The sequence below is a fragment of the Ralstonia mannitolilytica genome, from assembly GCF_000954135.1.
Taxonomy (GTDB): domain Bacteria; phylum Pseudomonadota; class Gammaproteobacteria; order Burkholderiales; family Burkholderiaceae; genus Ralstonia; species Ralstonia mannitolilytica.
Map to the genome: position 1 here is coordinate 1,515,098 of NZ_CP010799.1, position 12,425 is coordinate 1,527,522.

13 protein-coding genes are annotated in these 12,425 nt (G+C 66.0%); 7 read left to right on the top strand and 6 right to left on the bottom strand.

Translation table 11 applies throughout. The features are described 5' to 3' along the window. Positions 1-23: 23 nt before the first annotated feature. From TK49_RS07205 to TK49_RS07215, 3 genes are all read right to left on the bottom strand, one after another. Positions 24-272: a hypothetical protein gene (locus TK49_RS07205; RefSeq protein ID WP_045786105.1), complete on the bottom strand. Its 249-nt coding sequence runs from the start codon at positions 270-272 to the stop codon at positions 24-26. 90 nt (positions 273-362) lie between these two features. After that, entirely contained in the window at positions 363-788 is a 426-nt protein-coding gene (locus TK49_RS07210) for an Hsp20/alpha crystallin family protein (protein ID WP_045787791.1), read from the bottom strand. Positions 789-811: 23 nt separating this feature from the next. After that, positions 812-1,252 (bottom strand): Hsp20/alpha crystallin family protein, encoded by a 441-nt coding sequence (locus TK49_RS07215; protein ID WP_045786106.1) that lies wholly within the window; start codon positions 1,250-1,252, stop codon positions 812-814. Positions 1,253-1,442: 190 nt separating this feature from the next. Here TK49_RS07215 and TK49_RS07220 point away from each other — a divergent pair, with 190 nt between their 5' ends. The 3 genes from TK49_RS07220 to groL (TK49_RS07230) all read left to right on the top strand — a co-directional run bounded on the left by TK49_RS07220 (position 1,443) and on the right by groL (TK49_RS07230) (position 4,268). Continuing rightward, positions 1,443-2,069 carry a hypothetical protein gene (locus tag TK49_RS07220; protein WP_045786107.1) on the top strand — a complete coding sequence of 209 codons (627 nt, stop codon included), beginning with the start codon at positions 1,443-1,445 and terminating at the stop codon, positions 2,067-2,069. A 174-nt stretch (positions 2,070-2,243) separates the two neighbouring features. Then, entirely contained in the window at positions 2,244-2,561 is a 318-nt protein-coding gene (groES, locus tag TK49_RS07225) for a co-chaperone GroES (RefSeq protein ID WP_045786108.1), read from the top strand. A gap of 84 nt (positions 2,562-2,645) precedes the next feature. Further along, the gene (gene groL, locus TK49_RS07230) at positions 2,646-4,268 is read left to right on the top strand and encodes a chaperonin GroEL (protein ID WP_045786109.1); all 1,623 of its coding nucleotides are present in this window, start codon (positions 2,646-2,648) and stop codon (positions 4,266-4,268) included. Positions 4,269-4,394: 126 nt separating this feature from the next. Here the strand turns inward: groL (TK49_RS07230) and TK49_RS07235 are convergent, their stop codons facing one another. From TK49_RS07235 to TK49_RS07245, 3 genes are read right to left on the bottom strand one after another with little or no spacing between them, the layout of a single operon-like run. Further along, a complete protein-coding gene (locus TK49_RS07235) occupies positions 4,395-5,243 on the bottom strand; it encodes a c-type cytochrome (RefSeq protein WP_157773989.1) in 849 nt (282 codons plus the stop codon). Next, positions 5,240-7,009: a GMC family oxidoreductase gene (locus tag TK49_RS07240; RefSeq protein WP_045786110.1), complete on the bottom strand. Its 1,770-nt coding sequence runs from the start codon at positions 7,007-7,009 to the stop codon at positions 5,240-5,242. Before TK49_RS07240 ends, TK49_RS07235 begins: the two co-directional genes overlap by 4 nt. Beyond that, the gene (locus TK49_RS07245) at positions 7,006-7,854 is read right to left on the bottom strand and encodes a gluconate 2-dehydrogenase subunit 3 family protein (protein ID WP_082063015.1); all 849 of its coding nucleotides are present in this window, start codon (positions 7,852-7,854) and stop codon (positions 7,006-7,008) included. Before TK49_RS07245 ends, TK49_RS07240 begins: the two co-directional genes overlap by 4 nt. A 143-nt stretch (positions 7,855-7,997) precedes the next feature. Here TK49_RS07245 and TK49_RS07250 point away from each other — a divergent pair, with 143 nt between their 5' ends. The 4 genes from TK49_RS07250 to TK49_RS07265 all read left to right on the top strand — a co-directional run bounded on the left by TK49_RS07250 (position 7,998) and on the right by TK49_RS07265 (position 12,407). Then, positions 7,998-8,336, top strand: coding sequence for a hypothetical protein (locus TK49_RS07250; protein WP_157773990.1), 339 nt, complete (start codon positions 7,998-8,000; stop codon positions 8,334-8,336). Between the two features lie 757 nt (positions 8,337-9,093). Next, positions 9,094-9,384 carry a co-chaperone GroES gene (gene groES, locus TK49_RS07255; protein WP_045786112.1) on the top strand — a complete coding sequence of 97 codons (291 nt, stop codon included), beginning with the start codon at positions 9,094-9,096 and terminating at the stop codon, positions 9,382-9,384. A 92-nt stretch (positions 9,385-9,476) separates the two neighbouring features. Next, entirely contained in the window at positions 9,477-11,120 is a 1,644-nt protein-coding gene (groL, locus tag TK49_RS07260; RefSeq protein WP_045786113.1) for a chaperonin GroEL, read from the top strand. A 210-nt stretch (positions 11,121-11,330) separates the two neighbouring features. Next, positions 11,331-12,407 carry a YjgN family protein gene (locus TK49_RS07265; protein ID WP_045786114.1) on the top strand — a complete coding sequence of 359 codons (1,077 nt, stop codon included), beginning with the start codon at positions 11,331-11,333 and terminating at the stop codon, positions 12,405-12,407. Positions 12,408-12,425: the final 18 nt, after the last annotated feature.

The following is a 12,425-nucleotide window of genomic DNA, read 5'->3' on the forward strand; positions in this document are numbered from 1 at the left end:
GGGTGGCACGGCCAGCGCGGCGCTCAGTTCATGCGCTCGGGGCTGGGCGTCTCGCGCAGGATCCTGCGCCTGCGTCGCTCGTCCGGGTTCAGCGCTTCCAGGAACGATTGCCCCCTGTCCGTCAGCTGCGCGCGGCGATGGCCCTCTGCGGACTTCTCGAGCATGACCAGCTGCCGCTCGAGCAGCGTATCGAGCTCCGCGCGGTTCATGTCGACCTGCTCGGGCGACTGGCTGACGAGCATCAAGGTGGCGAATTCGTGTGGACTCAGCATCTCTGTCTCCTAGCAACAATCCAACCGTAACCAGGGGGCACGGTGCCAATGCGCGTGTGAACGCGAAACGGTGCAGCAGCTGCTGCGCGGTCAGCCGGCGCTCACCTCGATCCGCCGCGGCTTGGCTTCGTCGCGGCGCGGGATCGTCAGCTTGAGCACGCCATCGCGCAGTTGCGCGTCGATGCGCGATGCATCGAAGTCGGGGCTCAGCACGAACGTGCGCGCGAAGTGCGGGTGCCGGACTTCGCCGTGGTGCAGCCGCAGGCCGGCTGGTGTGGGCACGACGAGATCGGCTTCGATGGTCAGTGTGCCGTCCTGCACCCGCACGTCCAGCTTGTCGCGTGCCACGCCAGGCAGGTCGGCGTACAGCGTGATGCCGTGGCGGTTCTCGAAGATGTCGACAGGCGGCGCCATGTGCGTCTGCCGCGCTGCAGGCGGTTCACGATCGTGATCGTGCCGGGCCACGGCGCTGTTGCCGGCTTGCGCGTGCGTGGCCAATTGGGTGGTATCGCTCATGATGTCCTCCAACATGCCGGTGTTCATTGCACGGTGATCGAACGCGGCTTCGACGCCTCCGATTTGCCGACGCTGATGGTCAGGCATCCGTTGACGTAGCGCGCGCTGACCTTGTCCGGGTCCACGTCCTGTGGCAGCTCGATCACGCGGCGGAAGGCGCCGGCGAAGCGCTCGTCGGCGTAGACGCGCGTCTCATCCGACGAATCCATGTCGGGGCGCTTGCGCTCGCCGCTGATGGTGAGCAGCCCCTTGTCGATCGACACGTCGATCTGTGCGGGGTCGAGCCCCGGCGCGAACGCGACGATCTCGACCGACTCGTCGGTGCTGCCGATGTTGATGGGAGGAAACGCGCCGATGCGCGTGGCGCGCAGGCTCGCGGGGAACCCCGCGAAAAGGGTGGCCATCTGACGTTGCAGGCGATCGATTTCGCCCAGCAGGTCGGTGCCGAAAAACATGTCGCTCATGATGGGCTCCTTACGGGCCGCACGGAAGCTGAACCGGACTACGCGCTCCAGTTCGTCCGTCCGCGAGCAGGCCCACTGACAAACAAATCGAAACACGCAGCGCGTGAACCGCGACTGCCTGAGCAACACCTAAAATAGGGCGGCAAGCCCGGTTTTCAAGAGGCCGTTGGACACGTCATTGGGAGGCTTCATGGAGCTTTTCGACGCAGTGCACGAACAGATGGAAGCGGTCGGTCTGCCGCTCGTGGCGGTGACGGTGACGGCGGTGCGGCGGGTGAACACGCCGCTCGTGGCGATCCTGCATTGGCACGGGTTCCGGCGCGCCAGTCCGCTCGTGTTGCCGGGGGTCGACATTCCACCGCGCCCAGTGCCCGGCTCGGCCCTCCAGCTCGGACAGCCGTGGCATCGCTTTGAAGCTGTGGATGAGGCGCTGCTCGACGCGGCGTGGCAACTCGGCGCGTGGGATCTGGAGCGCGTGGAGCAGCGCGGCTGCAACGTGGTCGGCGCCTCCGCCCGCGAAGCGCTCGCGTGCCGGCAGGCGTTCGGCGATTACCCCGACAGCGCACCGGATGAAGCGCTTGTCGACGGCGCGCCCGACCGCGGCGAGCTGATGCAGATGGCCGCAGACGCCGGCTACGTGCGCTGGCTGTTCCGTCCCGTCAAGGGCGGCCTGTGGCGCGCGCTGGACGAGCCCGACGACACGCTGGAGTCCGATGGCGGACGGCGCCCGCCGTGTCCCGTCATCCCCGAGCCGCGCGGGGGCCGCGGCCGCAAGGTCTACCGCCTGGGCGAGGTGCGGCGCATCCTGCTTCGCTGAAACATATTGTTACAAATTCGCGAATTCGCCGCCTCTTGAAGGCGGCGCGGAGCGCCTCTATTTCGCAATCCGCCAAGTTCTGGCACGGCTTGCGCGCCCCTCGGCCATCCCGGTCCGGCAGCGGTGCGGAGCCGGATTCCTTTTTGGTGATCTGTTATCGCTCAGGAGATGGAAATGAAGATTCGTCCCCTTTACGACCGGGTTATCGTCAAGCGAATCGAGCAGCAGCGGACGACGGCCTCGGGCATCGTGATCCCGGACTCGGCCGCCGAGAAGCCCGAGCAGGGTGAAGTCATCGCGGTCGGTACCGGCCGCCTGCTGCAGGACGGCACGCAGCGTGCACTGCAGTTGAAGGTCGGCGATCAAGTCATCTTCGGCAAGTACGCCGGCCAGACCGTCAAGGTTGACGGCGAGGAGCTGCTCGTCATGCGCGAAGAAGACGTCATGGGCGTGGTGGAAGCCGACGCCGAGGCAGCGCGCAAGGCTGCCTGAAGCCGCTTACCGGTCGCGGATCCCGCACACTGACCCGCCGTTCCGCGACGCGTTGAGTCAACGACTTACCCCGGAGCAACGAACATGAGTGCAAAAGACGTCAAATTCCACGACAGCGCGCGCGCCCGCATCGTCAAGGGCGTGAACGTGCTTGCCGATGCCGTGAAGGTGACGCTCGGGCCCAAGGGCCGCAACGTCGTCATCGAGCGCAGCTTCGGCGCCCCGACCATCACCAAGGACGGCGTGTCCGTCGCCAAGGAAATCGAGCTGAAGGATCGCTTCGAGAACATGGGCGCGCAGATGGTCAAGCAGGTCGCCTCCAAGACCGCCGACATTGCCGGTGACGGCACCACGACCGCCACCGTGCTCGCCCAGGCCATCGTGCAGGAAGGCATGAAGCATGTGGCCGCCGGCATGAACCCGATGGATCTCAAGCGCGGCATCGACAAGGCGGTGAGTGCCGTGCTCGACGAGCTGCGCAACCTGTCCAAGCCGATTTCGACCAACCGCGAGATCGCGCAGGTCGGTGCCATCTCGGCCAACTCGGATGAAGCCATCGGCAAGATCATCGCCGACGCCATGGAGAAGGTCGGCAAGGAAGGCGTGATCACGGTGGAGGACGGCAAGTCGCTCGAGAACGAGCTGGACGTGGTCGAGGGCATGCAGTTCGACCGCGGCTACGTGAGCCCGTACTTCATCAACGATCCCGAGAAGCAGGCGGCGTATCTGGACGACGCGCTGATCCTGCTGCACGACAAGAAGATCTCCAACATCCGCGACCTGCTGCCCATCCTGGAAGCGGCATCGAAGGCCGGCAAGCCGCTGCTGATCGTTGCTGAAGACGTGGAAAGCGAAGCGCTGGCCACGCTGGTGGTCAACGCGATGCGCGGCATCCTCAAAGTGGCGGCAGTCAAGGCGCCGGGCTTTGGCGATCGCCGCAAGGCCATGCTCGAAGACATCGCCATCCTCACCGGCGCCACGGTCATCTCGGAGGAAACCGGCAAGCAGCTGCAGAAGGCCACGCTCGAAGACCTGGGTCGCGCCAAGCGCGTGGAGGTGCGCAAGGACGACACGATCATCATCGACGGGGCGGGCGACCAGGCACGCATCGATGCACGCGTGAAGTCCATCCGCGTGCAAATCGACGAAGCCACGAGCGACTACGACCGCGAGAAGCTGCAGGAGCGCCTGGCCAAGCTGGCCGGCGGCGTGGCAGTGATCAAGGTTGGCGCAGCGACCGAAGTGGAAATGAAGGAGAAAAAGGACCGCGTGGACGATGCGCTGCACGCCACCCGCGCGGCGGTGGAAGAGGGCATCGTTCCGGGCGGCGGCGTGGCGCTGCTGCGTGCACGCTCGGCGGTGGAAAACCTCAAGGGCGCCAACAGCGACCAGGACGCCGGTATCCGCATCGTGCGGCAGGCCCTGGAAGCACCGCTGCGCGCGATTGTCTCCAACGCGGGTGAAGAGCCGTCCGTGGTGATCGCCAAGGTGCTCGAAGGCAAGGGCAACTTCGGCTACAACGCCGCCACCGGCGAATATGGCGACCTCGTGGAAGCGGGCGTGGTCGATCCGACCAAGGTCACGCGCACGGCGCTGCAGAACGCGGCATCGGTTGCCGGCCTGATCCTCACCACCGACGCGACCATTGCCGAAGCGCCGAAGGAAGAGAAGCCCGCGGCTGCGCCGGCACCGGAGCTCGACTACTGACCTGAGCAGTTGTGCTGCCATCCACCGGTCGGCTCGCCGGCCGGTGCAACTGCACTTCGGCATCGCAGGCTGTTTGCCGCGGTGCCGTTTTTTTTTGCGCCGCCGATACCGCACGCCCCTGTGGTCTTACCGCGCGTCCTGCGTGCCTTGTACGTTCTGCCCCTTCGCAGCGGGCGCCGCCGCACCGGTGTAGAAACCATCGAGCGCGTTGATCTCCGCATCCGTCAGCCGATGCGCGAGGGCGCGCATGATCGCGCCGTCATCATTGGCCCGTGTGCCCGCGCGGAACGCATTGAGCTGCGCGGCCACCATGCCCTTCGGATGCCCCGTGAGCGGCGGCAGGACCGGACCGCCGCCACCGCCGGATGCGCCATGGCAGTCGGCGCATGCGGGCAACGCGCGCGCGTTCTCGCCGGCCCAATGCAGCGTTGCGGCCGGGCCGGATGTTGGCAGCGTCGCCCCGGCGGGCCGCGGCAACGCCGCGTAGTACCGTGCGACGGCCGCGATATCGCTGTCGGCAAGTTCGTTTGCCACGGGCTGCATGATGGAAGACTGCCGCGCGCCGCTGCGGTAGTCGAGCAATTGCTTGACGATGTACTCGGCCGGCAGGCCTTCCAGCGTGGGAAACGGCTGCGGGGCAGGCGAGTTCGACCCATGGCAGCTCGCGCACGCTGGCGGCACGGCACCGTTGCCCTGCGTGACCAGCCGCCGCCCTCGTGCGGCGTCATCGCGCGGCGCGCCGGCCAGCAGCGCGGACCACGCTGCGGGTTTCGGTACGAAATCCGTGGCGCGGCGCACGACCGGCGCCGGTGGTTGGCCCCTCTCTTGCGGGGCCTGCGGTTTGCGCGGCAACGGCATGCCGCGGTCTGACAGCACGGCATAAACGGCCACGCAAAGCGGCAGCGCAATGCCGAGCGAAGGCAGCAGCCACAGCGCGGTGGGCAATCGGCGCGATGGGGGCCGGCCGGCGCTCATACCAGCCCCTTTCCTGGCGACTTCAGATAGCGCGTGTTGATGGCCTCCGCAATCCAGTAGGCCATGGCGCCGACGGTGCCGGTCGGGTTGTAGTTGGAGTTCTGCGGGAAGAGGCTCGCCCCGGTGACGAACACGTTCGGCACGTCCCAGCATTGCCCGAAGCGATTCACGACGCTGGTGGCCGGATCGTCGCCGATGGCCGCGCCGCCGGTAAGGTGCGTGGACTGATAGCTCGTTGCCGTGTACGGGCGCTTGCGCGGGCCGGGCTCGGTGGCGACCACACCGTGCATGGTCTTGCCGATGGCATTGCCGCGCTCGGTCAGGAAGGCCGACATGCGGATGTCGTTGTCGGGAAAATCGTAGGTGATGCGCAGCAGCGGCTGGCCCCAGGCGTCGCGGTACGTCGGGTCGAGGTCGAGGTAGCCGCCGCGCGTGGGCATGGCCGAGCCGGTGATGGTGATCGATGCGGAGTGGTTGTAATAGCGCTTGACGGCCCGCTTCCATGCGCTGCCCCATTGCGGTGTGCCGTGCGGCGTCGGGTGGTAGCCGATGGGCGCGCCGCTGACCACCTGGATCTGGATGTAGCCGCCGCCGACGAAGCCGTGCGGCCCGTGGTCGAAGTTGTCGGCGCTGAAGTCGTCCATCGTCACGGCCGCCGCGCCGGCACCCATGAACGGGTTGAGCCAGGTCTTCTCGTCAAAGAACAGGTTCACGCCCGAGGTGGTCTGGTGCGTGTAGTTGCGGCCCACCACGCCTTGGCCGGTGGCAGGGTCGTACGGCCTGCCGATGCCCGACAGCAACAGCAGCCGCACGTTGTTGATGCTGAATGCGCACAGCACGACCATCTCCGCGGGCTGGAAGACCTCCTGCCCGGCGGCATCGACATACGTCACGCCCCGCGCGTGCCGGCGGGCCTGGTCGAGCTCCACCCTCAGCACATGCGCATTGGTGCGCAATTCGAACGTGTTGAGTTTGAGCGCCGCCGGCAGCACGCAGACCTGCGGCGACGCCTTCGCAAAATGCTCGCACCCGAAGTTCGAGCAGAAGCCGCAATACACACACGGGTTCATCGCCAGGCCTTCGGTGTTGACATACGCGCGCGTGCACAGCGCAGACGGCTGGATATACGGGTGATAGCCCAGCGCCGCCGCGGCCGTGCCGAACAGCGCCGACGCATACGGCACCTTCATTGGGGGGTTCGGATAGGGCCGCGAGCGCCACGGCTCGAACGGGTTGCCGCCGGGCTGCAGCTGGCCCTTCAGGTTGCCGGCAAATCCGGAGGCGCCGATCAGGTAATCGAAACGGTCGTAGTACGGTTCGAGCTCGTCGTAGGTGAGAGGCCAGTCCTGGGCGGTGAGGTCGGCGTCGAAGATGTGCTCGCCGTAACGCTGGCGGTAGTGGCTGCGCAGTTTGAGATCGGTCGGGTCGAACCGGTAGTACGCGCCGGACCAGTGGTTGCCCGCGCCGCCCAGATGCGTGGCCGGATATGCAAACTGCCAGCGGCGCATCGGCAGCGCCACCTGGTCGGTGCGGTTGCGGAAGGTGAAGGTTTCGGTGGCCGTGTCCTGGTGCAGCGCATGCCGGCGCGCGTACTTCAGTTCGTCATGGATGGCCGGTGCCTGGAAGTCCGGCGACGGCCAGCGCGGCTGCCCGCGTTCGAGCACAACCACGCGCGAGGCGCGGGCGGCCATCTCCTTGCCGATGATGGCGCCCGTCCACCCGCCACCGATGATGACGGCATCCACTGCTGGCAGCGTCTTGCTCATTCGCCACCCCCGTTGGCGGCCGGCTGGCTGCGGCATACCGCGTTGCCGGCGAGCGCAACGAAGGCCACGGGCTGCGCCTGCACCTGGGACTGCGGTGGCGGCATGGCATGCCCATGCGCCGTGGCGATCGGCACGGGCGGCCGCGTGTAGGGCACGTTGTGGCGCTCGATGTCGTTGGCAAAGCTGGCCATCGCACCCGGAAAGCCGACGAGCTTCCAGCCGACCATGTTGCGGTTGCCGCCGTAGACGGGGTCCGAGAAGAAACCTTCGATGGCGCCGTCAAGCAACGCCTGGAAGAACACCGCGCTCGGCACGGCGCCCAGGTCGAGCTTGCCGGCTTCGGCCTCGCGCAGCATGGCGTCCTGCGTGGCGACATCGAGCTGCGCGAAGCGCCGGCCGCCATAGCGGCTTGCACACACCCGGTCCAGCCCGGCAAGCCCGAGGCGATAGCATTCGGCCGGCGTGAGCGCCAGCTGGTAGCCCTGTTCCGGCGTGCCTTGCTGGAAGGGACCGTGTCGATAGAAATTGGCGCCCTGCCCGAACGTGCCCGCCAGTTGCCGGTCGAGAAACGTCGTCACGCCGGCTTCCTTGGCGCCGGGGCCGAGTTCATCCGCCGGAATCAGCCGCGCGACGATCGCATCGACTGCCGCACGCTCGTCGACGTTGAAGAAGAGACTCACGTGTTCCGCCGCATCGGAGCCTGGCGTGGATGCGGCGGACTGCCCAGGCGATGGCCTGGTTGTGGGCGGATGCTGCGCGTCGGCAAACACCGCCGTCGAGACCGGAAGCGTGATGCCCAGGGCCTTCAGCAAGCGGCGTCGAACCGGTTTGAAGTCGTCGTCCATGTCTGCGCTCCGTGTTGCGGGGTCTTTGCTTCCCGCACGCGCGGGGCCGCGCAGCGTTGCAGCAAGAAGCGTGACAACGCCGCGCGCGAGCGGCACGCCGGGCACGCGCACTGCTTGTGTGCCGGCACGACATGGAGGCCGACATGCGCACGATGCAGCCAACACGGAAGGCAGCCGCCTTGTGGCTCGCGCTCTTGTGCGGCGTGGACGCAGCATTCGCGCAGGTACCGCCGGCGCCGGGGGCCGCCTCCGCGCCCCTTGCTGCGTCGGACGCACAGGCCACGCATGGCAAGCGCGGGCCGCGCACGCATCCAAAGGACGCTCGGCTGCCCACTGCGGCAGCGCCTTCCTCAACGGATGGCGCCGGCACCTCTGCAGGCTCGCGCGGCTCCGGTGGAAGCGACGGCCTGCCGGGTACCGGCGCTGCAGCCGGATCGGGCGGCTCGGCCGACATGCGCGGTGAGCCCGTGCGCAAGCCATGATGGGAAGACGACGTGGAGCCACGGTCCAGTCCGTTTCGCTACGCGAATCGCACCGTGAAAGACGCCCACGTCGGCGCTGCCGCACCAACGGCAGCCGGGCGTAGCAACCTGCACAGCAATCCTTAGAGAGACTGTCGCGCAAGCGACGGTCCGATTTCGTTCGCTTGTGGTCTTCATGGCGGGCCGGGCGGGGAGACCTTCGGGTCCGCCGGTCGTTCTCTAAGGGCCGGTTTGCTACCCGCGCCGTCAGGCCCGCCACCCCGTGTAGCAACCAGATGGGGAGCCTCCGATCCAACTTGGAGAGGCCGACATGCCATCTGTCAAAAGCGGGCACCGCCCCGTGTCGTACCCGTCTCCCCTGGCATCACCACCCAGCCCCCGCGCCCACGTCATCCGACACAGGCAGGCTCACCAAGAACCGCACCGACCTGAACGGCGCCATCGCGGCACAGGCGTATCTCCCTGGCGGCCTGTCAGACGTACAGGCCGTTTATGTGGCTGTCCGCAGTGGGCCGGAAGCGGCAGCCGGTCTTCGAGGGAAGGGGGCGCGGACGGGGGAGAGTTCAAGGTTGAGTGAATCTCGCCAAACACCCCGGGCAATCCCCGTTCTTGAAATCGTCATACCCCATCCCTATAATTAGCACTCGCCGGGCAGGAGTGCTAACAATGGGCTCCGGCCCCCGATGCTTTCCCGATGCGCCGCGCTTGTGCGGCGCGTTTTTGTGAATAAACACTCACTTTGCATTGAGGAGTTTGTATGAACCTGCGTCCTTTGCATGATCGCGTGATCGTGAAGCGCCTGGACAACGAGACGAAGACCGCTTCCGGCATCGTCATCCCCGACGCCGCCGCAGAAAAGCCGGATCAAGGCGAAGTGCTGGCCGTCGGCCCGGGCAAGAAAGACGACAAGGGCAATGCGATCGCGCTGGATGTGAAGGTCGGCGACCGCGTGCTGTTCGGCAAGTACGCCGGCCAGACCGTCAAGGTGGATGGCCAGGAAGTGCTGGTCATGCGTGAAGAAGACATCATGGCCGTGGTGGCAAAGTAAGCGTGCGCTCGGTCGCAACGGCTTACCAGTAAACGGTTTTCCTTGCTCGCACAACGGTGCGGGCAACACCCAAGATTTCGGAGATTCTCAAGATGGCAGCTAAAGACGTAGTGTTCGGCGATGCCGCACGTGCCAAGATGGTCGAAGGCGTGAACATTCTCGCCAACGCCGTGAAGGTGACCCTGGGCCCGAAGGGCCGCAACGTGGTGCTGGAGCGCAGCTTCGGTGGCCCGACCGTGACCAAGGACGGTGTGTCGGTCGCCAAGGAAATCGAGCTGAAGGACAAGCTGCAGAACATGGGCGCGCAAATGGTCAAGGAAGTCGCTTCCAAGACCAGCGACAACGCCGGTGACGGCACCACCACCGCAACGGTGCTGGCCCAGTCGATCGTGCGCGAAGGCATGAAGTACGTTGCCGCCGGCATGAACCCGATGGACCTGAAGCGCGGCATCGACAAGGCCGTGGCAGCCGCCGTCGAAGAGCTGAAGAAGATCAGCAAGCCGACGACGACCAGCAAGGAAATCGCCCAGGTTGGCGCCATCTCGGCTAACAGCGACGAATCCATCGGCCAGCGCATCGCTGAAGCCATGGACAAGGTCGGCAAGGAAGGCGTGATCACCGTGGAAGACGGCAAGTCGCTGGCCGACGAGCTGGACGTCGTGGAAGGCATGCAGTTCGACCGCGGCTACCTGTCGCCGTACTTCATCAACAACCCGGAAAAGCAGGTTGTCCAGCTGGACAACCCGTTCGTGCTGCTGTTCGACAAGAAGATCAGCAACATCCGCGACCTGCTGCCGGTGCTCGAGCAAGTGGCCAAGGCCGGCCGTCCGCTGCTGATCATCGCTGAAGACGTCGAAGGCGAAGCCCTGGCAACGCTGGTGGTGAACAACATCCGTGGCATCCTGAAGACCGCTGCCGTCAAGGCTCCGGGCTTCGGCGACCGCCGCAAGGCCATGCTGGAAGACATCGCCATCCTGACGGGCGGCCAGGTCATCGCTGAAGAAGTCGGCCTGACGCTGGAAAAGGCAACCCTGAACGACCTGGGCCAAGCCAAGCGCGTCGAAATCGGCAAGGAAAACACCACGATCATCGACGGTGCCGGCGATGCCAAGAACATCGAAGCGCGCGTCAAGCAAGTGCGTGCCCAGATCGAAGAGGCGACCTCGGACTACGACCGTGAGAAGCTGCAAGAGCGCGTGGCCAAGCTGGCTGGCGGTGTTGCCGTGATCAAGGTTGGCGCTGCCACCGAAGTCGAAATGAAGGAAAAGAAGGCCCGCGTGGAAGACGCGCTGCACGCTACGCGCGCTGCCGTGGAAGAAGGCATCGTGGCTGGCGGCGGTGTTGCGCTGCTGCGTGCCCGCGCTGCCATCTCGAACCTGCAAGGCGACAACGCTGACCAGAACGCCGGCATCAAGATCGTGCTGCGCGCGATGGAAGAGCCGCTGCGCCAGATCGTCACCAACGCTGGCGAAGAAGCGTCGGTCGTGGTGGCGAAGGTCATCGAAGGCAAGGGCAACTACGGCTACAACGCCGCCACCGGCGAGTACGGCGACCTGGTCGAAATGGGCGTGCTGGACCCGACCAAGGTGACCCGCACCGCGCTGCAGAACGCCGCTTCGGTTGCATCGCTGATGCTGACGACGGACTGCGCCGTGTCCGAACTGCCGAAGGACGATGCAGCTCCGGCAATGCCGGGCGGCATGGGTGGCATGGGCGGCATGGACGGCATGATGTAATTTGCCTGTCCGGCAGACCGGCCCGACCGCTGGATCTTCCGGTGGTCGTTCCAGACAAGAACCCCGTGGGTGCGAGCCCGCGGGGTTTTTTGTTGCCCGCGCGCCGGCGCTTTGTTAAGGCGCTGTTAACGGTGCCGGGCGGCCGGTTCGCTACAATCGGCCCACCCGTGGCCAAGCGGGACATCACAACAACTCAGGGAAGGGAACAAGATGAACGACATCGCCAGCGAGTCCGTCCTGGGCAGCGCGCCCGCTCCGGCAGTCCCGCGGCCGCTGCGCCTGCGCTTTATCGGCAGCGGTTCGGAATACTTCCGCATCTGGATCGTCAACCTGCTGCTGACCATCGTCACGCTGGGCATCTACTCGGCCTGGGCCAAGGTACGCACGCTGCAGTATTTCTATCGCAACACGCAACTGGCAGGGTCGAGCTTTGATTACCACGGCAGCCCGATCGCCATTCTCAAGGGCCGGGCGATCATCTTCGTGCTGGCGTTGGCGTTCAATGTGCTGAGCCATTCATCGCCGGTGCTGGGCTTGGTGTTCCTCGTCTTGCTGGCGGCGGTGTTCCCGTGGCTGCTGGTGCGCTCGCTGCGGTTCCGCATGGCCAACTCGAGCTATCGCGGCCTGCGCTTTGCCTTTGCGGGCAAGGATGCCGAGGGCTACATGGTGTTCCTGGTGTGGCCGATCCTGAGTGTGTTCTCGCTGTATCTGCTGGCGCCGCTGGCGCATCAGCGCTTCAAGCGCTATCAGCACAAGAACACGCGCTTCGGCACCACGCCGTTTGATTTTTCCGGCACGCCGGGCAACTTCTACGGCGTGTACCTGCGCACGTTCGGCCTGGCGGTGCTCGCACTTGTGGTGGCATTTGGCGTCCTGCTGCTGCTGGGTGTCTCGGTCGGCAAGGGGCATGGCAGCGCCGGCCGTATCCTCGCCATCGGGCTGACGGTCGTGCTGACCTACGCGGCGATGCTGTTTCTCACCCCGTACTTCATGTCGCGCCTGCAGAACGTGGTGTGGAACCACACGACGCTGGGTGCGCACCGTTTCCAGAGCCAGGTGGGCGCAGCGAAGCTGTTCTGGATTTTCATCTCGAACGCCGTGCTGACCGTGATCACCGTCGGGCTGTTCACGCCGTTTGCACGCGTACGCACGCTGCGCTACAAGCTCGATTCGGTGACGATGCTGGCGGCCGGTTCGCTCGATACCTTTGTCGCCGGCGAGACCGCCAAGGTCGGCGCGCTGGGCGACGCCGCCGTGGATTGGTACGACATCGACATCGCCCTGTAACCGCGCAAGGCCCCGCCC

Excerpts from the sequence above, each read along its gene's own strand:
- TK49_RS07235 (WP_157773989.1), bottom strand. The coding sequence starts at position 5,243 with ATGAGCGCCGGCCGGCCCCCATCGCGCCGATTGCCCACCGCGCTGTGG.
- groL (WP_045786113.1), top strand. The coding sequence starts at position 9,477 with ATGGCAGCTAAAGACGTAGTGTTCGGCGATGCCGCACGTGCCAAGATG.
- groES (WP_045786112.1), top strand. The coding sequence starts at position 9,094 with ATGAACCTGCGTCCTTTGCATGATCGCGTGATCGTGAAGCGCCTGGAC.
- TK49_RS07240 (WP_045786110.1), bottom strand. The coding sequence starts at position 7,009 with ATGAGCAAGACGCTGCCAGCAGTGGATGCCGTCATCATCGGTGGCGGG.
- TK49_RS07205 (WP_045786105.1), bottom strand. The coding sequence starts at position 272 with ATGCTGAGTCCACACGAATTCGCCACCTTGATGCTCGTCAGCCAGTCG.
- TK49_RS07250 (WP_157773990.1), top strand. The coding sequence starts at position 7,998 with ATGCGCACGATGCAGCCAACACGGAAGGCAGCCGCCTTGTGGCTCGCG.
- TK49_RS07215 (WP_045786106.1), bottom strand. The coding sequence starts at position 1,252 with ATGAGCGACATGTTTTTCGGCACCGACCTGCTGGGCGAAATCGATCGC.
- TK49_RS07265 (WP_045786114.1), top strand. The coding sequence starts at position 11,331 with ATGAACGACATCGCCAGCGAGTCCGTCCTGGGCAGCGCGCCCGCTCCG.
- groES (WP_045786108.1), top strand. The coding sequence starts at position 2,244 with ATGAAGATTCGTCCCCTTTACGACCGGGTTATCGTCAAGCGAATCGAG.
- TK49_RS07220 (WP_045786107.1), top strand. The coding sequence starts at position 1,443 with ATGGAGCTTTTCGACGCAGTGCACGAACAGATGGAAGCGGTCGGTCTG.
- groL (WP_045786109.1), top strand. The coding sequence starts at position 2,646 with ATGAGTGCAAAAGACGTCAAATTCCACGACAGCGCGCGCGCCCGCATC.
- TK49_RS07210 (WP_045787791.1), bottom strand. The coding sequence starts at position 788 with ATGAGCGATACCACCCAATTGGCCACGCACGCGCAAGCCGGCAACAGC.
- TK49_RS07245 (WP_082063015.1), bottom strand. The coding sequence starts at position 7,854 with ATGGACGACGACTTCAAACCGGTTCGACGCCGCTTGCTGAAGGCCCTG.